General features: G+C 43.7%; 19 protein-coding genes. 8 read left to right on the top strand and 11 right to left on the bottom strand.

What is annotated here, in order from left to right:
* Positions 1-658: 658 nt before the first annotated feature.
* Positions 659-2,860, bottom strand: a complete 2,202-nt coding sequence (locus tag IM462_RS07605) for a hybrid sensor histidine kinase/response regulator (RefSeq protein WP_287702489.1) — start codon at positions 2,858-2,860, stop codon at positions 659-661.
* A gap of 453 nt (positions 2,861-3,313) precedes the next feature.
* On the opposite strand from IM462_RS07605, the gene cobN reads away from it, so the two are divergent.
* The 5 genes from cobN (at position 3,314) to IM462_RS07580 (ending at position 10,888) form a co-directional block, all read left to right on the top strand.
* The gene (gene cobN / locus IM462_RS07600) at positions 3,314-6,931 is read left to right on the top strand and encodes a cobaltochelatase subunit CobN (protein WP_287702487.1); all 3,618 of its coding nucleotides are present in this window, start codon (positions 3,314-3,316) and stop codon (positions 6,929-6,931) included.
* Positions 6,932-7,005: 74 nt separating this feature from the next.
* Positions 7,006-8,289, top strand: coding sequence for an AAA family ATPase (locus IM462_RS07595; RefSeq protein WP_287702485.1), 1,284 nt, complete (start codon positions 7,006-7,008; stop codon positions 8,287-8,289).
* A 4-nt stretch (positions 8,290-8,293) separates the two neighbouring features.
* A complete protein-coding gene (locus tag IM462_RS07590) occupies positions 8,294-8,965 on the top strand; it encodes a DUF4276 family protein (RefSeq protein WP_287702483.1) in 672 nt (223 codons plus the stop codon).
* A gap of 283 nt (positions 8,966-9,248) precedes the next feature.
* Positions 9,249-10,301, top strand: a complete 1,053-nt coding sequence (locus IM462_RS07585; protein WP_287702481.1) for a phosphotransferase enzyme family protein — start codon at positions 9,249-9,251, stop codon at positions 10,299-10,301.
* Between the two features lie 206 nt (positions 10,302-10,507).
* A complete protein-coding gene (locus tag IM462_RS07580) occupies positions 10,508-10,888 on the top strand; it encodes a DUF7682 family zinc-binding protein (protein WP_043998006.1) in 381 nt (126 codons plus the stop codon).
* Between the two features lie 9 nt (positions 10,889-10,897).
* Here the strand turns inward: IM462_RS07580 and IM462_RS07575 are convergent, their stop codons facing one another.
* Both IM462_RS07575 and IM462_RS07570 read right to left on the bottom strand, forming a co-directional pair.
* Positions 10,898-11,389, bottom strand: coding sequence for a DUF29 domain-containing protein (locus IM462_RS07575; RefSeq protein ID WP_287702479.1), 492 nt, complete (start codon positions 11,387-11,389; stop codon positions 10,898-10,900).
* A 13-nt stretch (positions 11,390-11,402) separates the two neighbouring features.
* Positions 11,403-11,894 carry a DUF29 domain-containing protein gene (locus IM462_RS07570; protein ID WP_287702477.1) on the bottom strand — a complete coding sequence of 164 codons (492 nt, stop codon included), beginning with the start codon at positions 11,892-11,894 and terminating at the stop codon, positions 11,403-11,405.
* Positions 11,895-12,186: 292 nt separating this feature from the next.
* Here IM462_RS07570 and IM462_RS07565 point away from each other — a divergent pair, with 292 nt between their 5' ends.
* On the top strand, positions 12,187-13,086 hold the full coding sequence (locus IM462_RS07565) for an ROK family protein (protein ID WP_287702475.1): 900 nt from the start codon (positions 12,187-12,189) through the stop codon (positions 13,084-13,086).
* Here the strand turns inward: IM462_RS07565 and IM462_RS07560 are convergent.
* The 5 genes from IM462_RS07560 to IM462_RS07540 all read right to left on the bottom strand — a co-directional run bounded on the left by IM462_RS07560 (position 13,046) and on the right by IM462_RS07540 (position 17,761).
* Positions 13,046-13,303 (bottom strand): helix-turn-helix domain-containing protein, encoded by a 258-nt coding sequence (locus IM462_RS07560; RefSeq protein WP_287702473.1) that lies wholly within the window; start codon positions 13,301-13,303, stop codon positions 13,046-13,048. The two genes, IM462_RS07565 and IM462_RS07560, sit on opposite strands and share 41 nt — an antisense overlap.
* Positions 13,300-13,554, bottom strand: a complete 255-nt coding sequence (locus IM462_RS07555) for a type II toxin-antitoxin system RelE/ParE family toxin (RefSeq protein WP_287715025.1) — start codon at positions 13,552-13,554, stop codon at positions 13,300-13,302. Before IM462_RS07555 ends, IM462_RS07560 begins: the two co-directional genes overlap by 4 nt.
* Before the next feature lie 750 nt (positions 13,555-14,304).
* Entirely contained in the window at positions 14,305-15,387 is a 1,083-nt protein-coding gene (locus IM462_RS07550; protein ID WP_287702469.1) for an ATP-dependent 6-phosphofructokinase, read from the bottom strand.
* 252 nt (positions 15,388-15,639) lie between these two features.
* A complete protein-coding gene (gene gltX / locus IM462_RS07545; RefSeq protein ID WP_287702467.1) occupies positions 15,640-17,082 on the bottom strand; it encodes a glutamate--tRNA ligase in 1,443 nt (480 codons plus the stop codon).
* A 202-nt stretch (positions 17,083-17,284) separates the two neighbouring features.
* Positions 17,285-17,761: an NAD(P)H-quinone oxidoreductase subunit N gene (locus tag IM462_RS07540; protein WP_002747620.1), complete on the bottom strand. Its 477-nt coding sequence runs from the start codon at positions 17,759-17,761 to the stop codon at positions 17,285-17,287.
* Positions 17,762-18,074: 313 nt separating this feature from the next.
* Here IM462_RS07540 and IM462_RS07535 point away from each other — a divergent pair, with 313 nt between their 5' ends.
* The gene (locus tag IM462_RS07535) at positions 18,075-18,944 is read left to right on the top strand and encodes an ABC transporter permease (protein WP_287702465.1); all 870 of its coding nucleotides are present in this window, start codon (positions 18,075-18,077) and stop codon (positions 18,942-18,944) included.
* Positions 18,945-18,991: 47 nt separating this feature from the next.
* On the opposite strand, the gene phoU is transcribed toward IM462_RS07535, so the two are convergent.
* From phoU to IM462_RS07520, 3 genes are all read right to left on the bottom strand, one after another.
* Positions 18,992-19,660, bottom strand: a complete 669-nt coding sequence (phoU, locus tag IM462_RS07530; RefSeq protein ID WP_004162161.1) for a phosphate signaling complex protein PhoU — start codon at positions 19,658-19,660, stop codon at positions 18,992-18,994.
* Positions 19,661-19,780: 120 nt separating this feature from the next.
* Positions 19,781-21,082: a sensor histidine kinase gene (locus IM462_RS07525; protein WP_287702462.1), complete on the bottom strand. Its 1,302-nt coding sequence runs from the start codon at positions 21,080-21,082 to the stop codon at positions 19,781-19,783.
* Between the two features lie 47 nt (positions 21,083-21,129).
* A complete protein-coding gene (locus tag IM462_RS07520; RefSeq protein WP_287702460.1) occupies positions 21,130-21,885 on the bottom strand; it encodes a response regulator transcription factor in 756 nt (251 codons plus the stop codon).
* A 69-nt stretch (positions 21,886-21,954) separates the two neighbouring features.
* On the opposite strand from IM462_RS07520, the gene IM462_RS07515 reads away from it, so the two are divergent.
* A complete protein-coding gene (locus IM462_RS07515; protein WP_287702458.1) occupies positions 21,955-22,710 on the top strand; it encodes a creatininase family protein in 756 nt (251 codons plus the stop codon).
* Positions 22,711-23,051: the final 341 nt, after the last annotated feature.

Below are 23,051 nucleotides of genomic sequence, written 5' to 3'. Positions count from 1 at the left end.
TTAAATGTATCTGGATACACGCCACACAAGCGTTTGAACTCTGTTGGCTTTAAAGTTTTTACTTGTTCGTAAGTCATCTTTCAATCTTAACTCTTGGACTATTTTATCCTATTTTGTCTAGACTTATGCAAGAGATCTAGTGACTCTGAAATTGGTAAAAAAATATGAACAATCGCGTCTAAGCATCTCACAGTTAACCTAATGCGCGGGGGGTTTGGGGGGTAGAACCCCCCAAAAGCTTGGATTGAGTGATAAAACTGAAAAGACCTCTTGCAAAAGTCTTAAGTCGATCCTTGTACAGCAACATTTTTGAAGATTATCAACTACTAATAAATAATTAACTGAAAGTCCCTCCCATTATTGTTTCTATCGTTTGTTTTCGGATTTATGCAAGAGGTCTAAAGTAACACACCCAATTTTAGGAGAAAGTTTCCCCTGAAAAATCCCAAATTAGTAGATTGACAAAAATGATACCAAATCCCTTTTTAATAGTGTGATTAACTCTCAAGTTATGAATTGTTTCTCCCCACACCCCACACCCCACACCCGTTCGGCTGAGCTCACGGCCGAAGCCCACACCCCACACCCGTTCGGCTGAGCTCACGGCCGAAGCCCACACCCCTACCCGCACCGAAAAACTTTTTGCCGCAAACCCCACTTATAAAGCGGTTAGATAGCGGATTTTTTCCAACAATAGGGAGGGTTGAATCGGTTTGAGCAGATAGTCATCAATGCCATGACGACCGAGGAAATTAACGCTGATTTCGGGGGTATCATTCAAGATTAGCACTTTACTGGCTTGAGTTTGGCTGGATTTTTTTAAGAGATGACAGAGATGATATATATCGGGCATTTTTTGATCGACAATTATAATACTTGGCTGCACGATCTCAATTTTTTTGATAGCGGAGACACTATCGATTAACCAAATAACTTGATAATGTGCCACCATCAATAACTCACAAATAAGATTGGCGATTTCTTCGTCACTTTCAATTAAAACTATAGTGGGATGGTGGTGATTAAAATGGGGATTATGATCCGAGGGTTGGGGTTGAGATTTAGGGGGCTTTTGTTGAGGTAAACGGACGGTAAAGATGGAACCTTTATCTAAGCAAGATTCTACCTCGATCGTGCCGCGATGGAGTTCCACTAATTGTTTAGTTAAAGCCAATCCTAATCCCACACCACCATAACGACGTTTACGAGAGCCATCCAACTGGGTAAATTTTTCAAACAGAAGCGGTATTTTTTGAGCAGGAATGCCGATGCCCGTGTCCTCTACCTGAAAAATGACCTGACTGCCTTCTTTCCACAGTCTCAGCGTGACAGCACCCTGTTCGGGGGTAAATTTCAGGGCATTTTTTAACAAGTACAAAAGTATCTGCTGAACTCGATCATAATCGGCGTAAAAATAATGCTCTTTTTCGGTGATTTTCATCTCTAAAATTAGATTAATTTCTTTAATTTCTGCCTCTGTTTTGATAATTTCTAAAACGTGATTACAGAGGTATTTTAGCGAAAATTGTTTAATATCTAAAACGGCTTTTCCTGCCGAAACTTGCGAGAAATTAAGCAAGTCATTGATTAATTCTAATAGTTTATTGCCGTTATCCTGAATAACTTTTAGATAGTTTTTTTGTTTGTCGGGGGGTAAAAAATTATTGGCTGCCGAGCATTTTTGCAGGGTACTGGACAAACCGATAATACAAGTTAGGGGAGTTAATAACTCATGACTAATATTATTTAAAAATTCACTTTTGCAGAGGTTAGCGGCTTCTGCGGCCATTAAAGTATCTTGTAATTCTTGGGTTCTTTCTATTACCCGGCGTTCAAAAATATCTTTTTGCTCCTGTACTTGAGAATATAATTGCGCTTGATAGATAGCGATGGCGAGATGTTCACCAATCTGACCTAAAAATTTCTTTTCTTCTGGCAACCATCGGCGTTTTTCTCCACATTGATGGGCAATTAATAAACCCCATAATTCTTCTTGTACCACAATCGGGGCGATTAATTTTGATCGCACTTGGTGTTGTCGCAAAAATTCCGACAAACAGAAGGAAGAAGAATAGTTAACATCCACATCATCCACGGCCAGAATTAATCCTTGACGATACTTTTCCTTGTATTGGGGAATATAGGAAAAACAATCGTCTTCGGGGGTTAAATTTAACACCGAATTTATCTGGTCAGAAATGCGCGACTCGGAAGTTATTTTTCCCTTTCCCTCACCGATACCGGGGAAAAATTGATAAATTAACAATCGGTCCACTTGCAGAAACTCTCGCGCTTCCCTGACTACGGTTTCCAGAATCACCGGTAACTCCAGACTCTGACGCATTTGGGTGATGACTTGGTTTAATAATCTTTCCTGTTCGATTTGTTGGGATAGGGCAGCTTCCACCGGTTGACATACAGAGAAGATGCGGGGACAACCCCCCTCAGCAGACGGAGAAGAAATTATCGAGAGAATTTTGACTAAAATTTTATTTTGAAAACTGCTGACATTATTGGATAGAGGCAGATTTAAAATTTGATAACCCTGCTGAATTTTTGGGTTGTGGAGAGACTTGACGGACAGTCCTTGCAGAAAATTTTTAATCGTGTTCGCTTCAAAACTAATGCGGACTTCGTACTCAAAGTTATGTGCTTGGGGACTGGCTAACAATAAAGCTTGTAGGTCAGTGGAAAGCAAGAGTTGATAGATTTCCCCCGTCTTTAGGGGCAGCTCTCTTTCACTGAGACTAATCCTCGGCGCTGTCACCTGTATTGCCAACTGTCCCCACCAAGAACGAATTTGTTGGAGGTGAGTAGATGACAACACTTGACAGCAAACATAAGCGGGAGAAGCATTCATTTATCAGTTATCAGTTATCAGTTATCAGTTATCAGTTATCAGTCATCAGTCATCAGTTATCAGTTATCAGAAGGCAGAAGGCAGGAGGCAGGAGATAGAGTGGTGGGGTGTTGGGGTTTTAGGGTTTTAGGGTGTTGGTGTTTTAGGGTTTTGGGGTTTTAGGGTTTTGGGGTTTTAGTTGAAATTCCCCCACTTCCCCACTTCCCCCACTTCCCCCACTTCCCCACTTCCCCACTTCCCACTTCCCACTTCCCAGTCATCAGTAAGGGGACTGGGGTTGGGGTTTTAGTGAAGATTTTTCTTAATCCCTATCCCCTATCCCCTAACACCTATTCCCTATTCTTTAAATTGCCGCAGACAGATATAATCATCTCTATCTACCTAAGAATGATCCCTCGATCGAGACCCTGATTCTCAAAACCTAATCATTATTTAACCTGACTCTCAAAACTTATGCACCGTATTGCTCCCCAAGCGGGTGGTTGGACAGCAGATACCGAAGGGGTGATTATTATTGACCAAAATCCGGCCCCGATTGTTCTCCTCACCATGGCTGATACCGATATTCAAACTCTAGCGGCAGCTATCGACCATCTACCCGATAATTTTCCCGCAATTCGCGCCCTGAATTTATCGCAGTTACAGCAGCAATACAGTATCGATAACTATGGGGACAAGGTACTATCCCAAGCAAGAGTGATTATTCTTCGCTTATTGGGGGGACGGGGGAGTTGGTCCTACGGGTTGGAAGTAGTTAAGGAAATTGTCGAGGAAACTGGTGCGACTTTATTTGTCCTCCCAGGAGAGGATAAACCGGATTTAGAGTTGATGAGTCATTCCACTGCTTCCCTGACTACTGTTAACCAGTTATGGTGCTATTTCACGGAAGCAGGGATAGATAACTGGATTAATGCTGCTAAATTTATCGCGCATACCTGTCTCCATCTCGACTATCCTCCCTCTCCTCCTGGGGTTGTCCCTAGGTTGGGAATCTATTCCCAGACAACCCTATCCCAACCCCAAGCACGGACTTGGATACTTTTCTATCGTTCCCATTATCTCGCAGGTAATACCAAAGCTATCGATGCTTTAATCAGCGCTTTCACCCAAAGAAACATTGAAACTGTCCCTATCTTTCTCTCCTCTCTCCGGGAAATCGAAGTGCAAGAGGAACTATTAACCCTCTTTTCCCACCATCCCCCAGACTTAATTCTCGATACCACTAGCTTCTCTATCCAACGACCAGAAGACAAACAAAATCATCACTTCTGGCAGTCTCTCAATAAACCCATCTTCCAAGTTATCCTCAGCAGCAGCAGTTTAGAAGCTTATCAACAGGGTTATCAAGGTCTTTCCCCCCGGGATGTGGCCATGAATATCGCTTTACCAGAAATGGATGGCAAAATTATCACTCGCGCTATTTCCTTTAAATCTGTCCTCACCCGACATCCCAAACTAGAAACGGAAATAGTTATCTATCAACCCCTCCCCCACCGGGTTGATTTTGTCGCTGATTTAACCGCAAACTATTGTCAACTCTCCTCCCTTCCCAACTCCCAGAAAAAAATTGCTCTCATTTTCCCCAACTATCCGAATAAGGATGGTCGTATCGCTAACGGAGTCGGTTTAGATACTCCCGCTAGTGGTCTGGAAATTCTTCGCGCATTACAAAAACAAGGTTATACCCTCACCGACCTCCCCGACCATAGCGACGAATTAATGCGATTGCTTATTTCCGGTATCACTAATGACTTGGAGACAAGGGAATTAAAACCTATCTATCAATCTCTCTCCCTAGAAGCATATCTAGATTATTTCTCCTCCCTTCCCCCCGATAATCAAAGCGCTCTGCTTGACCGTTGGGGACATCCAGACAGGGATTTTCCTATCCCCGGCATCCAGTTAGGTAATGTCTTTATCGGTATTCAACCTTCTCGCGGTTACGACCTTGACCCGACTCTTAATTATCATTCCCCCGACCTCGAACCTACCCACAGCTATCTCGCTTTTTACCATTGGTTACGACAGGAATTCCAAGTCACTGCTGTGATTAATCTCGGTAAACACGGCAATTTAGAATGGCTACCCGGGAAGAGTCTCGCTCTTTCTCCCAATTGTTATCCCGAAATTGCTTTCTCGTCGCTGCCGAATTTTTATCCGTTTATTGTCAATGACCCCGGAGAAGGGTCCAGCGCTAAAAGACGTTCCCAAGCTGTTATCATCGACCATCTCACCCCCCCAATGACGCGAGCGGAATTGTATGGGGATTGGGAAAAGTTAGAGTCTCTCATCGATGAATATTATCAGGCAGAATCTCTTGATCCTTCTCGTTTAGTTCTGATTCGCGAGCGGATTAACGATCTGGTGGCGAAAACTAATCTCGATCGAGAGCTAGGCACGATTAGCGCCTCCTTTGGTCAATTTCTCACCGTCGTGGATGGTTATCTCTGTGAACTCAAGGAAGCACAAATCCGCGACGGTTTACATATCTTCGGTCAATGTCCCCAGGGTCAGCAGTTAATTGATTTAATCCAATCGATCGCCCGTTCTCCCAGTCCCGACCGCCCCGGTTTAACCCGTTCGATCGCCCTTGACCTCCATCTCGACTGCGACCCCCTGACGGAATATAACGATACCACTACTTATCTGGAAAGTCTCGCTCAGGATTTAATTAGCCAGAAAATTGAACCTGTAGGCGAAAATACGGCAAAAGAATTGGTTTGGCTAGAAAATCAGTTAATTCCTGCTTTAAAACAAACCCCCGATGAACTTACCTATCTCTTAAAAGGTCTCGCTGGCGAATACGTCCCCAGTGGTGCTTCTGGCGCTCCTACCCGCGGCCGTCCTGATGTTCTCCCCACCGGCAGAAATTTCTATTCCGTCGATACCCGCGCAATCCCCACAGAAACCGCGTGGGAAGTGGGAAGAAAGGCCGCAGAGGCACTAATTGAACGTTATACCCAAGAAAATGGCGAATATCCCCGCACTTTGGCGATTTCTATCTGGGGAACTTCGACGATGAGAAATAGTGGCGAAGATGTGGCCGAAGCCATGGCTTTACTGGGAATTCGTCCCCTTTGGGATGGTTTTTTCCGTCGGGTAGTCGGGTTTGAAATCCTTACCCCGTCTAGCTTAGGCCGTCCTCGTATTGATGTGACTGTTCGGGTATCGGGCTTTTTTAGGGACAGTTTCCCCAGCATACTACATCTTCTTAATTCTGGCATAAATGCGGTAGCTTGTCAAGAGGAAGAAGAAAAAATTAATCCTTTAGCGGCGAAAGTGAAGACAGAGAGGGAGTTTTGGCTAAGTCAGGGCTTAGGAGAAAAAGAGGCGAAACTGAGAGCTACTGCCAGAATCTTTGGCTGCAAACCGGGTGCTTACGGGGCCGGTTTACAGGGGTTAATCGAGTCACAAAACTGGCAAAATGATCAAGACTTAGCTAATGCTTATATTAACTGGAGTTGTTATGCCTATGATAGCCAAGGAACTGCCCATTCTTTACCGGAAGTATTGAGAAATAGACTGCAAGAATTAGAGATAGTGCTGCACAATCAGGACAATCGGGAACACGATATTTTCGACTCCGATGACTACTATCAATTTCAAGGCGGCTTAACTGCCAGTGTCCGGGCATTAACCGGCAAAAATCCCGTCACCTATTTTGGTGATCATTCCCGTCCGGAAAATCCCCGCATCAGAACCCTAGAGGAAGAAATTCGCCGCGTTTACCGTTCGCGAGTAGTAAACCCCAAATGGATAGCGGGAGTGATGCGACACGGCTATAAAGGCGCTTTCGAGATGGCTGCGACCGTAGATTATATTTTTGCCTACTCTGCCACTACTCATCTGGTGGAGGATTTTATCTATCAGGGGGTAGCCGAAGCTTATTTATTTGACCACAAGGTACAACAATTTATTCAGGAGAAAAACCCCTGGGCATTGCGAGATATGGCCGAAAGATTATTAGAGGCTCAACAACGGGGATTATGGACCCAGGTGGACCAGAAAACTTTAGATCGATTGAGGGCAATTGTCCATGAGGCCGAAGGAGCGATCGAATCGGGTCAGTAATTGATAACTGGTCTAGAATCAATCTATCAAGAAATTGCTCAAATTACTTTAGTAATGAGAAACGGGACTAAATAATGGCCGGAATTGAGGGATTGAGGATTAAAAATTATCGAGCGCTCAAGGATATAACCCTGGGCAAGTTATGGAACACTCAAAATCGAGATTCTCTGACACCGATGACGGCCGTTATCGGCAAAAATGGTGTGGGAAAAAGCACACTTTTTGATGCCTTCGGTTTTTTATCTGATTGTCTTAAAGGAGGAGTAGAAGAAGCTTGTGATGTGCGAGGTCGGGGCGGGTTTGAGCGTCTTCGTTCCCAGGGTCAGGAAGGAAGCATTGAATTTCAGATTTATTACAAAGAAGATTACAATTCCCGACCAATTACCTATGAATTAGCTATTGATCTAGATACCGATAATAGACCTTATGTAAAAAAAGAAAGACTCAGACAGAGAAGAAAAGGTCAAAAGACCGGATGGCCTTTTTCATTTTTAATCCTCGATGAAGGGAAAGGAATCGTCTGGAAAGGAGAAGAAGAAGGGAAACAAGTAGAAGAAGGTCAAGACCATTTTGATTTACTTAAGTTAATAGAAAAAATTCAACGAGAAGCTGATGAGGATGGGGGGGAGTTAGTGGAACTGAATGATAAGCGGAAACTAGGAATTGCTACGTTAGGTTCTCTCAAACAGCATCCGAGAATTTCCCTATTTCGGAGATTTATTGAGGGATGGTATCTCAGCTATTTTACTCCCGATGCGGCCAGAAGTTTGCCCCTAGCAGGACCCCAGAAACATCTCAATATCCATGGAGATAATCTCGGTAATGTGGTGCAGTTTATGGAAAGAGAGCATTCCAAGAAATTTCAGAATATACTTAATAGTATTTCTCGTAAGATACCGGGTATAGAAAAAATTAGCACCGAAAAAAGTCCCGATAATCGACTACTATTAAAATTTAATGATCGGGGATTCCAAGACCCATTTTATGTACAGCAAATGTCCGATGGTACTTTAAAAGTATTCGCCTATCTCTTACTGTTAGAAGACCCTTCTCCACCGCCATTTATCTGTATTGAAGAGCCAGAAAACGGCTTATACCATAAACTATTAGAAACCTTGGCTCAAGAATTTAGAAAACACGCCACAGGACAGAGAGGACGTTCTCAAATTTTTATCACCACTCATCAACCTTATTTTGTTGATGCTCTCCAGCCAGAAGAAGTTTGGATTCTGGAAAAGGGTGATGATGGTTTTTCTCGGATTAAACGGGCTAGTGACAATCCTTTAATTAAGAATCTCGTCTCAGAAGGATTGCCCCTTGGTAGTCTTTGGTATAGTGATTACTTAGATGAGAGATAAGGTCATGCACTTTGAAATTTTGGTCGAGGATTTGTCGGGAAAAAAAGCACTTGATATTCTAATTCCTAAGATTATTGACATGAATGCAGGTCATACATTTAGGGTTCATTCCTATAAAGGCAGTGGTCATATTCCCAGAGACTTACAGTCTGTTTCCGATCCTAGTAAACGGATTCTTCTTGAGCGACTACCTAAACTGATTCAAGGATATGATAAAACTTTTTCTAGTTACCCTGATAATTATGCTGCTGTGCTGATTGTGGTTTGCGATCTGGATAATCGATGTTTTCGAGAATTTCGACAGGAATTAAGCAATTGTCTGGAAAAATCTGCTATCCAATCCCAAATTTACTTTTGTATTGCTATTGAAGAAGGAGAAGCTTGGTATTTAGGTGATATTAATGCCATAAAAATTGCTTATCCCCAGGCCAAAAGTGCTATCTTGGATTCCTATATTAATGATAGTATCTGTGGTACTTGGGAAAAACTGGCAGATGCTGTATATAAAGGTGGAGCGAAACAATTATCTAAGTTAGGTGGAGCTTCTGTGGGTCAAGAGAAAACAGTCTGGGCAGAAAATATTTCTCCTCAGATGAATGTGGATATTAATCGATCGCCCAGTTTTGGCTATTTTCGAGATAAACTACGTCATCTCAGTCAGGAAGAATCAAGATAAGCAATATTTTTTCAGGCTCAACTTTTAGGCATTTAAAATAATCGTCGAGAGCGGGCAGTAGGGGATATCAAGTATCTGGGTAAAATTATTTACCCATAGCGATCCTTGTCTAGCAAGGCTTTCAGCCCTCTGTGGTCGGTAATTAATTTTGCCTGACTACTTAAAGACTGATTAACAGAGGAATGTAGCGAAATATACGGAGCGATCGAACCAATTTGTAATATATGTGGCCTATAAAATAGGATGATGCGAGCGTTGTCCATACTTGCATCGGGAGGGAACCGTGACGACTTTTCTGGCTTCGCTCAATTTACTGCCTTCTAGTTCTCCCGCTACTAATTTTCAGACCCGGGAATGGACTTTTCCCACACTCTACTCGACTCTGGCTCCTGCTGCCCTAGCAGATTTGATTTTTTCTCGTTACGAGATTGATGTACCGAAAAATTGTCAATTTTGGCATCGGGGTTTAAGTGATGTGTATCTCCTCGAAACCCTGACAACTCCCTACATTTTGCGCGTATCTCACTGCCATTGGCGCAGCAAAATGGAAATCGACTTCGAGTTAGAATTATTAGATTATCTCGATCGCTCTCAGGTTCCCGTCGCCGCCCCAATTCGCAGCAAAAACGGTGATTTATCCGTAGAAATTAATGCCCCGGAAGGGAAACGTTACGCCGTCCTCTTTCCCTATGCCCCTGGAGGAATTGCTATTGGGGATATAGATATAGAACAAGCCTATCATTTAGGGGCGATCGTGGCTAATTTACATCGGGTGACAGCAGATTTTCAAACCCTAGCCTATCGTCATCCCCTCAACCTCAAATATCTTCTCGACGATTCCCTGCAAATTATCGCACCTTTTCTGCACCAACGACCGAGCGACCTAGACTGTGTTTTAGAAACCATTGGGGAAATAGAGGAAGAAACCGCTAAATTACCGACAGAATCTCCCTATTGGAGCATTTGTTGGGGCGATCCTCATAGTGGTAATGTGCATATCACCCCTGATAATCAGATGACCCTATTTGATTTTGATCAGTGCGGTTATGGTTGGCGAGTTTTTGATATCGCTAAATTTCTGCAAGTTTCCCTACAATCCGGCTTAAATCGCCAGGTTCGCCATGCTTTTATCCAAGGCTACGATCAAACAGTACCTTTAACCGATGGCGAATTATCTTGTCTTCAGTATCTCACCCAAGCGGCCTATATTTGGTCTTGGTCAATTAGCTTAAATAATCTGCGTTTAACCGATTATAGTCGTCTCTGCGCCAATTATTTTAGTAGCCGTTTGGCCATTCTCAAACGTTTAAGAACCCAAGAATGGGAATTATTCTAAGCAGCCTTAATCCTGTTGGTGACAGCAGGCCCTAACTAACCAAGATCAACTTTCTTGCTGGTCAATGACCAAACGAGGTATCGATCCCTGTATGCTGGTAAGTATAGATAATCACTAGGTAAAGACTTTCTTCTCCATCTGCCAAAAGTGAAGCAAGCTTTACCGCTCTTGAATAGTCTCTCACAGCCTTACAGACAGATGGTATTATGTCCAGAAGAAAGAAGAAGTTTCCCTGTGGTCACAAGGGTTATGGCCAAGTCTGCCATCATTGCGCTCAACTAGATGCCGCTTGGGAAGAAAGAAAACGTCAAAAAAATGCTTGGGAAGCCACTTTTTCCCAGGATCCGATCGATCTGCGGGAATTACCGAAAAATGTGGTACTTAAAGCTAGGGAAATCCTGCAAGGATTGCAAGATCACCGCAATTATCGAGATTTCCACGGTAAACGATTGCGACACGATCGCTTTATTATCAGTATCCCCGTTACCCGCAATTATCGCCTCATCTGTCGCGACTACGGCAATCTCCTCGTCCCAGAGGCGGTGATCTCTCACGAGGACTATAATGTCTGTAAACCGGGTAGGTGAAGCTAATCTTTAGTTCACCTCAGAAGATTTATCGCTGTTTATAGCTTCCCAATCCGGCAGCCAATTTTCGTCGAGAATCTCCTCTAGACTAGCTAATGCTTCCCCCGGGAAAATACTGGCATCTAATTGGGTTATATCAATAATTATCTCCCGAGCATCGCTGTAACATTCCTCAAGTATCTCGGATAAATAGGGTTTGAGACTGGGACTATCTCTCAGTAATTTCTTGATTTGTTTCCGAAAGGTTCTAATTTCCCCTTTCCATCCAGCTTGATTATAATCCCGTTGGGATTGCCAGTAAGTTAACTTCAGTAAATGTTCTAAAAGTCGAGTTAATAAACTTTCTAATGCTCGTCGTTCACTTTTCCCCAAATCTGCCAACTCCTCTAATAAATTCTGCCAATCTACCGCTTGAAAATCCCCCCGACGCAATTGATTGATAGTGTTTTCCAACCAAAGTTGATAATCGCTATCGTAGAGATTTGAAATAGTAATATTCATGATTTTTTACTCCTTAATTGCACTTTTCAGAATCATTGCTGATAGATTCCCAATCCGGCAGCCAATTTTGATCGAGAATCTCCTCGATACTAGCTAACACTTCCAGAGGGAAAATGCTGGCATCTAATTCGGTTTCGTCAATAAGCAGATTGCAAGCATCGAGATAACATTCCGGCAAAATTTCCCTTAAATAGGACTTTAAACTGGGACTATCTTTGAGAATTTTTTTGATCTGAATCCGAAAATTGCGAATTTCTTTTTTCCATCCAGCTTGATTATAATCCCGTTGGGATTGCCAGTAAGTTAACTTCAGTAAATGTTCTAAAAGTCGAGTTAATAAACTTTCTAATGCTCGTCGTTCACTTTTTCCCAAATCCGCTAACTCCTCTAATAAATTCGGCCAATCTACCGCTTGAAAATCCCCTTGACGCAATTGGTTGATAGTATTTTCTAACCAAAGCTGATAATCGCTATCGTAGAGATTTGGGATGGTAATATTCATCATTTTAAGTAGCTGGTTATAATTAAATTAAAAATGGATTTTAGCTTCGATCCCCCCTTAATCCCCCCTTAATAAGGGGGGCATCGGATAATTTTTAACGCCTACCTACTTAAAAATGGGGAAAAATCAGGAGTTAAGCTGCCGGTGTCCAAAGTATAGGAGAAATTTGGGCTAATCAATCAGCTAGTCTTGCCGGTTTAGCCGAATTATCCTCTCGATCACATCTAACCGCGAAAAAACCGCCAAAAAGAGTGATAATAAACCTAGCTATTCCCAGAGTAACAAGGAAAGCCCGATGGTGAAAACAGTAATAGGTGTCGATTTAGGTGGAACTGCGATTAAAATTGGTAAATTTGACCAAGAGGGCAATTGTCTCGAATCTCTCACCTTGCCCACTCCCCAACCCGCTACACCCAAAGAAGTCGCCCATACCATACATCAAGGCATTTGTCAAGTAAATTTAGATAAAAGTTGTCAAGCCATCGGTGTGGGAACGCCGGGGCCGGCGGATGCTCAGGGAAGAATTGCCAAAATAGCGATTAATTTGGCAGGATGGCGGGATATTCCCTTGGCCGATTGGTTAGAAGAAAGCACGGGAATGCCGACAATTTTAGCCAATGATGCCAATTGTGCCGGTTTGGGAGAAGCTTGGTTAGGAGCGGGCAAACGCTTTCAAAACTTGATCCTGTTAACTTTGGGGACGGGAGTAGGAGGGGCAATTATCCTCGATGGTAACTTATTTGTGGGCAGTAAGGGAACAGCCGCAGAATTAGGCTTAATAACCCTCAATTTTGACGGTCCATTGTGCAATAGCGGTAATCAGGGTTCCTTGGAACAATACGCCTCCCTGCAAGCTATTCGCCGGATGACCGGCAAAGAACCGAAGCAATTGGCGGAATTGGCCGAAAAAGGCGATCGAGAGGCTTTAGAATTCTGGCAGGGTTACGGTTGTTTACTGGGGGCTGGTATCGCCAGTTTACTCTATGTTCTCACCCCAGAGGCGGTAATTATCGGCGGCGGTATTAGCGCCAGTGCTAAGTTTTTCTTTCCCTCTCTCCTCACAGAAATCGAAAGACGGGTTTTACCTAGTTCCAGAGAAGGATTAGAGGTGTTAACGGCCGAGTTGGGTAATCGCGCCGGGATGGTGGGAGCCGCTAAATTAGCTTGGCAATTAATCGACCTTCCCAGAAAGTAGAAATACCGACAGATTCCACATTCTCTTCTAGGTTGAAAACTGTTGCTTTATCCCAATTTAACTTACGCGCTAATTCTTCCTGGGTCAGTCCAGTTTCTTCTCTTGCCTGCGCTAATATAACTCCCAGCTTGAAACTGAGATAACCAGACTCGAAGCCTTGGGAAAATTGACTGTCAGTTTGTTTTCTCCTGTTAATATATTGTTCCACATCACTCATCGTCGAATCTCCTGTTTAAGTAGTCTCGTTTTCGTTGCTCTGCCAAATAAATCTCTTAGGATGGTGTTTTTTGAGTCTTTTTGGCAAATTCCGTTTGTTAAAATCATTAAATCACTTTCTCCAAAAAAGCCCAGCAGACGGAATATATTATTGCCAATCTGAACCCTCACTTCCCAAATATCATCAGTATTTACTAATTTTTTCAGGTATTGACTCGGCACAGAATCTAACTCCTGAATTAAGCGTAACACCCAACTTTTTGAGCTTGTTTTCCAGACAGAGAATTTAAAAAATCTTCAACGGGGCTGGCTCCTGACTGGGTACAATAGAAAACAATCTCTTTCATATAATAATCAGTTTAAGGAAACATTTCAATATTTTAGCGATCGCATTTCCTTCGGAGTGTAGTGATTCCATATCGCCCGGCATTGGTGGTGTATTATTTTACATCGTCATCCAATAATTCTGAAAATCCCAAAATCGCTGAAAATCCTGATGCTGACAAGGAAGTAGCGCAGATACTAGCGTCAGCCATGAGGGAGAGAAATGTAAAGATTTATTAAATTGTAGCTTTTAATACAGTTATTTAAGTGTAAATGTGTATAGTTTTGCTATCTGCCTTCTGTACTGGGTTGGGTTGTTGCTTTACTTGGGTGCTATAGGGCGATCGCACTTAAAATATTTAGCAAAAAAGAGAAGTTAGAATGCTCAAAAACTTAGCCGCCGTTTCTACTCTAGTCATTCCTTTTTTATTTTTTCCGACTCAAGCTCAAGCGAGCGTTGCTTTACAAAGCTTTAGTAGTTTCCTGTGGTAGAAAAAGATTTTTTGGATCGATAGGGTAAAATTTAATAAATATTGTCATTTTATGCCATAAAGGGAGTTAATTACAGCAGTTATCTTAATGGTGAAATAACTTCTTTATTTGATTGGTAATTTTAATCAGTGGGGAAAGGGCGATACTTAAGGATTAATTCTCGCACCGATTCCCCTAGATTTAATCTCAATCCCCTAGACAAATACCCAAACCCCTGGCGGTTTTGACTAAAGTTTCTTCGGGATCGACGACGCGATAGGTTTTAATCGCCTCCTCAATGGGAACACTGACCACTTGCCGATTTTGCCAGGCCACCATGCGATCGAATTCCCTCCTGGCGATCAGATCCACGGCCGCCACGCCAAAAGCCGCCCCCAGTAGGCGATCCATCGGAGAAGGAATGCCCCCCCGTTGAATGTGGCCCAGGAAAGTCACTCTCGTTTCGGCCCCGGTTTCCCTGGCAACTTCTTCGGCTAAATAGCGACCGATACCCCCGAGACGATCTTCTCCTAGGGCTTCCTTTTGCACTAGGCGATTGCCAGTTTCGGTACGCACAGCCTCGGAGACAATGATCAGAGAAAACTGTTTATCCAGACGCTGCCGTTGCCGGATCTTCTCGCAGATTTTCTCTAATCGGTAGGGAATTTCGGGAATGAGAATGATATGGGCTCCCCCCGCAATGCCGGCAGCCAGAGCGATATGGCCGGCATCTCTACCCATAACTTCTAGAATCATCACCCGGTTATGACTAGCGGCGGTAAAATGGAGGCGATCGAGGGCTTCTGTGGCGATATTAGTAGCTGTATCGAAGCCGATGGAGACTTCTGTAGCTCCCACATCATTATCGATGGTTTTGGGGATACCGATCAGATTAATGCCTCCCTGTTGGGCAATACGGCGCAAAATCGCCAGACTACCATCGCCACCGATGCCGATCAGGGCATCCAGTCCCAGACTATGATAGCCGTCGATGATGTCCTGAGAGCGATCGATCAGGGTTCCATCCGGCATCGGGAAAGCAAAGGGATCCCCCTTATTGGTAGTACCGAGAATTGTTCCTCCCATCACCAACAGGCGATCGACTCCTTCAATATCAAAGATAGTGGTTTTTGGGGGACGGCTAACTAATCCGTTAGTTGCTTCTCGAATACCCACCACTTCCCAGCCATAATTGCCACTGGCATGGTGTACAACGGCACGAATGGCGGCATTTAAACCCGCACAGTCGCCACCACTGGTGAGAATTCCAATTCGTTTTTTTTCACCCATAGGTTTTTGTCAGGAGATTAACAAATCTATATTTAGGGAAAAGTTGCGGATAATGCCTGAAAATTAAGAAAGTTTCTAGATCGTCCCTGACAGCTAGGGGAAAAATCCGCCCCCGTCCCCTCAGTAATCGATCACGAGCAGGGTATGCAGGGCGACACGGATTCCCATTATACTAGAAAGTATATAGCAATCTTAGGGCATTTGTCAACCCTAATATACAAGAAATTTTCTGATAACTGATAGCCAATCAATTTAACTATTTACTGCTTGTTGAAGACGGGATAGATCCCAACCTTTTTGATTGAGAAGTAGCCAAGACTGCATTAAATCCGGACCGTGTAACTCCCCCATCAAAGCGGCCCGCAGAGACTTCATCACCAGACCTTTTTTAACCCGATGGGTTTTAGTGGTTGTCTCCACAATTCCCTTAGCAACTTCTCCGGTCAAATCGGGAGTAATAGCGGCGAGAATATCCTTGATAATATCCTTAACTCCCTCTAATTGTAATTGACTTAAAGCCTCCTGATTATAATTAGCCAGAGGGGTTAAAAGTAAACGACTTTCAGCGACAGCATCGCTTAAACGAGTTAAACTCGGACCGATGAGAGTAGCCAAACCGATCAACCAAGCTCGATCGGTTTCAGCAGCAAAATTATACCCTGCTTCTTGCCAGTAGGGGAGAAGTAAAGGCACTAATTCCTCACCGGTTAAACGATGGAGATATTGACTATTAATCCAATCCAATTTAGTCCAGTCAAATTTTGCCCCCGCTTTATTTACCCGTTCTAAACTAAACACTTCAGCGGCCGCTTCAAGGGTAAAAATTTCTTCAGTGGAATCGGGAGGAGTCCAACCGAGGAGAGTCATGTAATTAACCAAAGCTTGCGGCAGAAAACCCAGTTTTCGGAAATCATCGATCGAAGTAACTCCATCCCGTTTAGATAACTTGCGACCCTCCTGATTTAAGATTAAAGGAGTGTGGGCAAACTCCGGCACTTTTGCCCCCAAAGCTTCGTATAAAAGAATTTGTTTAGCCGTATTAGCGATGTGATCCTCCCCACGAATAACATGGGTAATTGCCATATCAATATCATCAACAACTACCGCTAAATTATAGAGAGGCTGACCGAAGTTTTCCTCCCCATTTTCTGGGGTACGAGCGATCACCATATCGCCACCTAAATCACTACCTTTCCAGATAACTTTTTCTCGGATTAAATCCTGCCAAATAATTTCTCGATCATCGTCAATAATAAAACGAATTACTGCTTTTCTTCCCGCTTGCTCGAATTGCGCTTGTTGTTCGGGGGTGAGATAACGATGACGATTATCGTAACGGGGGGCAAGATTGCGGGCTTTTTGTTCTTCCCGCATTTTTTCCAATTCTTCCGGGGTACAATAACAACGATAGGCTAAACCTCGATCGAGCAGGGTTTGAATGGCCTGACGATAATAATTAAGGCGTTGAGTTTGAAAAAAAGGACCTTCATCCCAATTCAGTCCTAACCATTGTAGGCCCGCTTGAATATTTTCCGTATATTCTGGTCGAGAACGTTCTAAATCTGTATCTTCCACGCGCAAGATAAATTTACCCCGGTGATGACGGGCAAAAAGCCAGTTAAACACGGCTGTGCGCGCTGTTCCAATGTGTAAATTTCCCGTGGGACTGGGGGCAATACGAACTCTTACTGTCACGATCTAACTCCTAGGTTTTTGCGGCAACGATATCCCATGTTATGGCAAATTCACCTAGGTCAACTGGCAAAATTAAGAAAATTAAATGAATAGCTACCAAAGGGTGAGGGAGGAACAACAAACTCTCAATAAATGAAGTTTCCCTCTCCGGGGAGAGGGGTTGAGGGGGAGAGCTTTCAATAACCCTGTTATTTCGATAATTCTAGGCAGCGATTAAAGATTTGCTCAAAGGTTGCCAACGGAAATATCTTTCCCCACCCAATTCGAGGACAAATTTTAACCGGGGTTCCTGTTGACTAAGATTAATTAAGTATTGTTTTTCTTCCGAGGATAAAACAAAACTTTCAATAATCCAAATCACTAAACCTTTAGATTTGGGGGGTAAATTTTCCAATTGATAGGTAGCAATGGGAGGAATAAAATAAACCGGTCCCACGGCTGCTTCCCGACCGATATTTTTTTTACCTAAATGGGGGGGACGGACTCCATGAATGCCGGTAAGATAGGCACTTAAATCCCCTAGACCTCTAGCGGTGATATGCAGGACATTGTAACCAGTGGCCCGTAAACGTCTTTGATAGCGTCCCTCGTAACCCCCTTCTAAGGGTGCGTAAACACCTAAAGCACCGTATTGTTCCAGATCGCGAATAAATGGTTTTCCTGTGGTCAGTAGTGCCATAGCTAGTAAAAAAAATCTTTTTCCCTATAATCGCACGTTTTGTTAAGTTGTGCGTCAAGTGAACAGAAAAAGACTTAGGATCAAAGATAGAGAGGGACAATCGCTACTCTCCCAAGGAGGCAATATGTTTCACGATCTCCTTTATCCCAACGGACTGCTTTATATCCTCATTAAACTAACTGTTTTAGCTTTAGCAGTCTTGCTCTGGTTTATGGTCGTTTCGGCCCCAGCTGTCTGAAAAAAACACTGCTCTTGTCTCAGGTTAGCCTTGTCTTCTACAATTAGCGTTCTATGCAATGGCTAAATTTTGTCGATGACTCCTGTTAAATTGCCGATCGATCCTTTTCTGAAACCCAACCTAACCACTAAACTCCTAGGAGTTGGGTTGGTATTGACAATTATTTTTATCCTGATTGCCCTGTTTTCGCCCCTTCTGCAAGCGTTCGGACTGATTCAGGATCCAACCGACATTTTAAGCAATTATCCCCTACAAGCCCCCAGTTTTGCCCATTGGTTCGGGACGAATGTGCGCGGTTATGATGTCTTTTCCCGCACCCTATTCGGGGCGCGAGCGGCCTTGTCCGTGGTATTTTTGGCCACAGGATTATCTTTAGTCATCGGGGTTCCTTTAGGACTAATTAGCGGTTATTTGGGGGGTAAGATCGATCGCGTTCTCCTCTTTCTCATGGATACCCTCTACACCTTGCCGGGGTTATTATTATCGGTGGCTCTGGCCTTCGTTTTGGGTCGTGGTATCGTCAATGTAGCCATCGCTGTTAGTATTGCCTATATTCCCCAATATTTTCGCGTGGTCAGAAATCAAACCGCCAGCGTTAAAAATGAGTTATTTATCGAAGCGGCACGAGCGATCGGTGCTAGTCCAGGCCGGATACTATCAAAATATCTTTTCTTTAATGTCGTCCAGAGTGTCCCAGTTCTTTTTACCCTCAACGCGGCGGATGCGATCTTGGTTTTAGGCGGTTTAGGCTTTTTAGGCTTAGGATTACCAGAAGAAGTGCCGGAATGGGGTCATGATCTCAAGGAAGCTTTGGCGGATTTATCTACAGGCATCTGGTGGACCACTTTATTCCCCGGATTAGCAATGACCACGATGGTGGTGGGTTTATCCCTCTTGGGAGAGGGGTTAAGTGAAATTTTTAACCCCCTGAGTCGTAAACGCTAAAAGCGCGGGCCAGAGTTCGAGAGAAATCAACTCAGGACCCCGCATCCTCAGCCTCTCTGTCCGGTAACGATGTAGGATACCCTTTGGGCGATATTGGTGGCGTGATCGGCCATGCGTTCCAGATGACGGATTAGTAAAGCCATCAGCAGGATCGGTTCCACCACACCCTTAATATCTCTTTGATGGGCGAGAGTGTGATAGAGATAGTCATAGGCTCGATCGACTGTATTATCTAGTTCTTTGACCTTTGGACCTGCTTCTTGATCGAGGTCAGCCAGAGCAACCAGGCTCGTGGCTAACATATACTGAGCATGGTGGGACATAGCCTCGATCTCACTCATACAATCGTGGGGAGTATAGGCGAATAACTTGAGCGCTATTTCGGCTAAATCCTTGGCATAATCGCCGATACGTTCCAAATCGCGCACTAATTGCATAAAAGCACTTAAAAGCCGCAAATCTTGGGCTACGGGAGCCTGTAGAGTCATGAGAGTGGCACAATCTAACTCGATTTGACGATAGTAGCGATCGATTTCCTTATCGAGGGGGGCGATTTTTTTCGCCATTTCCAAATCCCTAGCAAAGAGGGATTGATGGCTAAGACGAAAGGATTCTTCGACCAAGGTTCCCATTCTCAGCACATCCTGTTCCAATCGCTGGAGAGAACGAGCGAAATAGGTGCGATCGCGATGATTGGTTTCTTTGGATAGGCTCACGGTCAGATTCGCTTAACATAAAACTACTCTTTCTCTACAGTCATAACAAGAAAATTTTAGATTTTGCACAGTTGTCTAGAGAACTTGACAGATTTTTTTTCTCCCCACACCCCACACCCATCACCCCACCTCCTTTTTTTGATGGGGGAGAGTGACTTGTAGGCGAGCGCCCCCGGTGTTAGGATCATTTTGAGCGACGATCGAACCGCCATGGGCTTGAATAATTTCTTTGGCAATCGATAAACCTAAACCGGTACTGTAATCCTTTGTGCCTTGTTTTTGACGGGTGCGGGAAGGATCACCACGAAAGAGGCGATCAAAAACGTAGGGTAGATCCGCTTCATTAAATCCCTTCCCGTTGTCGATAACGTCAATTTTCAGCCATTTTTCCCCGATAGTATCGGATATTTCTCGAATTTCTAGGCGAATTTTCCCCTGATCGGGACTATACTTAATGGCATTATCAAAGAGATTCAGGAAAACCTGCAGCAGACGAGAACGATCAACTTCTACCGTCCAATCCACCGGAGAGGAATAATCTAAGCTAATCTGTTTTTGGGCGGCTATTGGGGTGACAGTCTGCCAAGCAGCGGTGATTAAGTCCTCTAGATTAATCATCTGGTATTGTAAAGATCGCCCCGCATCCGCTTGTAATTCACTGATTTCTAGCCAATCGCAGACTAATTGACTCAAACGCTCCACTTCTTTCCCCATTTGTTCTAACCAGCGTCTTTCGGGAGCTTGGAGGCGTTTTTGTAAAGCTTCGGTAAGGAGAGAAATGGAGGTTAAGGGAGTGCGTAACTCGTGGGTTAAGTCAGAAAAAGCTCGCTCGCGATTTTGCGATAATTCCACTAAAGGCTGTCTATTTTCGATAAATACAGCGATTTCACCTTCTGGCAAGGGATAACCGTAACCCTTCAAGGCAATCGATTTAGGAGCAATCACTTGGCGATCGCTAATAGGGGTGACAGGATAATTAGTCGGGTAAAAAGTCCAAGTTTGCACCTGTGGACTCTGTTTTTGGCGAGTTTCTTGAATTAATTGATCTAATTCGTAGGAGCGCACTAATTCCAGCAGCAGACGTACCTGATCTGGCTGCCAGCGATCGAGTTTTAAGAGGGTAATTGCCTGTTGATTGCACCAGAGTAGTTGATTATCGGCATCTATATGAAGATAGGCGATCGGCGCTAGTTCTAGCAAGGATTTCTGAATTTCTAAGCTTTTTTCTCGCTCTTGCAGACTTTGGGAGAGAAACTGTAATTCTCGACGCACTAGGGAGGTAACGGGAAAAGAGGCCGACAAATCCACCGAATCCGAGAGAGCGCTTAGATTTCGCTTTAACTCTCTATTTAAGCGTGAGACTTGCCAGTAACAAATACTCAAACCTAAAACTACTCCGAAAATAAAAGCGAAAATAGTCATTGTCTGCGCGAGCGGCGATCGCTAATCGGGAAAATATAATCGCTCACCTAGCCAAAACGATAACCGAAACCGCGTACAGTAATCAGGTATTCTGGTTGACTGGGATCGATTTCTAGTTTTTCGCGTAACCAGCGAATGTGAACATCGACGGTTTTGGTATCTCCTAAAAAATCTGGTCCCCAAATTTGTTCAATTAACTGCTCTCTTGACCAAACTCGGCGCGGATAACTCATAAATAGGTCGAGGAGACGGAATTCTTTAGGAGAAAGGTTAATTTCTTCATCTCGCACCGTCACCCGACATTCCTGGGTATAGAGAAAAACATCGCGGAATTTTCGCACGGGAGCAGCAGCTAGGGAAGTAAATCCTTGACGACGAATGAGAGCGCGACAACGAGCGACTAATTCGCGCATACTAAAGGGTTTAGTCAGATAATCATCGGCACCCACTTCTAAACCCAAAACTCGATCGGTTTCGCTGGCCTTAGCACTTAAGATTAAAATCGGGATAATATTGCCGTGATAGCGCAACAGACGGCAGATATCAAGACCGTTGATTTGGGGTAACATTAAATCCAAAACGACCAAATCAAAACGAGACTCACCGTGATTACTAGATTCTTGACTTTGCAGTAATTCTAGGGCAGCGCGACCATCACTAACACCGAGAGCCTCGTAACCTTCTTCTTCCAAAGCCAAAATAATCATATCCCGAATCACTTCTTCATCTTCAACGATTAAAATTCGATGATTGGGAACGAAATTCGTACTCGCCGACAAGGGGGGGGTGTCAAGGGTTAACATAAAAATAATTGATTATTCGTCCTAATTTTATCTCAATTGGTCAACCTGCACTCGGGGGGGTAAAGCCGAATGTTATTACAGTTATCCACCTGGTTAGAGGTGGAATCCTATCTAGAACAATCTCAGGGAATTATTATTCCCATTGGTTCCACGGAACAACACGGGCCGACGGGACTTATTGGTACAGATGCTCTATGTGCTGAGGCGATCGCTAAAGGAGTAGGGACACAGGTACGAGCAATGGTAGCACCCACCTTAAATGTCGGTATGGCCCTACATCACACGGCTTTCCCTGGTACAATTAGTCTTCGTCCTAGCACTTTGATTCAAGTCATCCTCGACTATGTGACTTGTTTAGCTAGAGCTGGTTTTCGTCAATTTTTCTTTATCAATGGTCACGGGGGCAATATTGCCACCCTAAAAGCCGCTTTTTCGGAAACCTATTATCATTTGGATTCCCTCAATTTACCTAACACAAACGAGGTTAAATGTCAAGTGGCCAATTGGTTTATGGTGCGAGAAGTTTATCTTTTAGCCAAAGAATTGTATGGAGATCAGGAAGGTTCCCACGCTACACCGAGCGAAGTGGCGTTAACTCAGTATCTTTACCCTGAGAGCCTTAAAAACGCCTTTTTATCCGAAAAAGTGGCTTCTGGTCATGGTATTTACGGTGCGGCTAATTTTCGCCAAAACTACCCCGATGGTCGTATGGGTTCCAATCCTGCTTTAGCGACTCCCGAACACGGTCAGAGGTTCTATGAATTGGCTGTGAAAGAATTGAGTAATACTTATCTGGAATGGCTCTCTTGTACTGTGTCCGAGTGATAGTGACCAGGCCACCAAGACCCAGAATAATTTAACTGTAACCCTAAGTAAGTGGTTTCAATTAAATTGAAGATAGATTTTGTCTTTGATCCCCCCTGCCCCCCTTGATAAGGGGGGTGCCGATCCCCCCTTAATCCCCCTTAATAAGGGGCAGATCTGAACAATTTTTAACCCCCACCCACTTAGAAAGAAAACTTAAATAGGGTTTGCTGAATAAATCTAAAAACCTTGTTGGGTAAAACTTTTAGACTTTTTGTCAATCAAAAAGTACCAGGTATGGGAGTGATCAGGGGGAAAATTCCGGGACTTTTTCCCTAAAAATTAGGTAATTGGCCACCTCA

Source organism: Microcystis sp. M144S2 (genome assembly GCF_020246065.1).
Classification (GTDB): Bacteria; Cyanobacteriota; Cyanobacteriia; order Cyanobacteriales; family Microcystaceae; genus Microcystis; species Microcystis ichthyoblabe_A.
Note: the sequence above shows the minus strand (reverse complement) of the source record. Positions and strands in the feature narration are given on the sequence as shown.

Excerpts from the sequence above, each read along its gene's own strand:
- IM462_RS07605 (WP_287702489.1), bottom strand. The coding sequence starts at position 2,860 with ATGAATGCTTCTCCCGCTTATGTTTGCTGTCAAGTGTTGTCATCTACT.
- cobN (WP_287702487.1), top strand. The coding sequence starts at position 3,314 with ATGCACCGTATTGCTCCCCAAGCGGGTGGTTGGACAGCAGATACCGAA.
- IM462_RS07595 (WP_287702485.1), top strand. The coding sequence starts at position 7,006 with ATGGCCGGAATTGAGGGATTGAGGATTAAAAATTATCGAGCGCTCAAG.
- IM462_RS07590 (WP_287702483.1), top strand. The coding sequence starts at position 8,294 with ATGCACTTTGAAATTTTGGTCGAGGATTTGTCGGGAAAAAAAGCACTT.
- IM462_RS07580 (WP_043998006.1), top strand. The coding sequence starts at position 10,508 with ATGTCCAGAAGAAAGAAGAAGTTTCCCTGTGGTCACAAGGGTTATGGC.
- IM462_RS07575 (WP_287702479.1), bottom strand. The coding sequence starts at position 11,389 with ATGAATATTACTATTTCAAATCTCTACGATAGCGATTATCAACTTTGG.
- IM462_RS07570 (WP_287702477.1), bottom strand. The coding sequence starts at position 11,894 with ATGATGAATATTACCATCCCAAATCTCTACGATAGCGATTATCAGCTT.
- IM462_RS07565 (WP_287702475.1), top strand. The coding sequence starts at position 12,187 with ATGGTGAAAACAGTAATAGGTGTCGATTTAGGTGGAACTGCGATTAAA.
- IM462_RS07560 (WP_287702473.1), bottom strand. The coding sequence starts at position 13,303 with ATGAGTGATGTGGAACAATATATTAACAGGAGAAAACAAACTGACAGT.
- IM462_RS07550 (WP_287702469.1), bottom strand. The coding sequence starts at position 15,387 with ATGGGTGAAAAAAAACGAATTGGAATTCTCACCAGTGGTGGCGACTGT.
- IM462_RS07540 (WP_002747620.1), bottom strand. The coding sequence starts at position 17,761 with ATGGCACTACTGACCACAGGAAAACCATTTATTCGCGATCTGGAACAA.
- IM462_RS07535 (WP_287702465.1), top strand. The coding sequence starts at position 18,075 with ATGACTCCTGTTAAATTGCCGATCGATCCTTTTCTGAAACCCAACCTA.
- IM462_RS07525 (WP_287702462.1), bottom strand. The coding sequence starts at position 21,082 with ATGACTATTTTCGCTTTTATTTTCGGAGTAGTTTTAGGTTTGAGTATT.
- IM462_RS07520 (WP_287702460.1), bottom strand. The coding sequence starts at position 21,885 with ATGTTAACCCTTGACACCCCCCCCTTGTCGGCGAGTACGAATTTCGTT.
- IM462_RS07515 (WP_287702458.1), top strand. The coding sequence starts at position 21,955 with ATGTTATTACAGTTATCCACCTGGTTAGAGGTGGAATCCTATCTAGAA.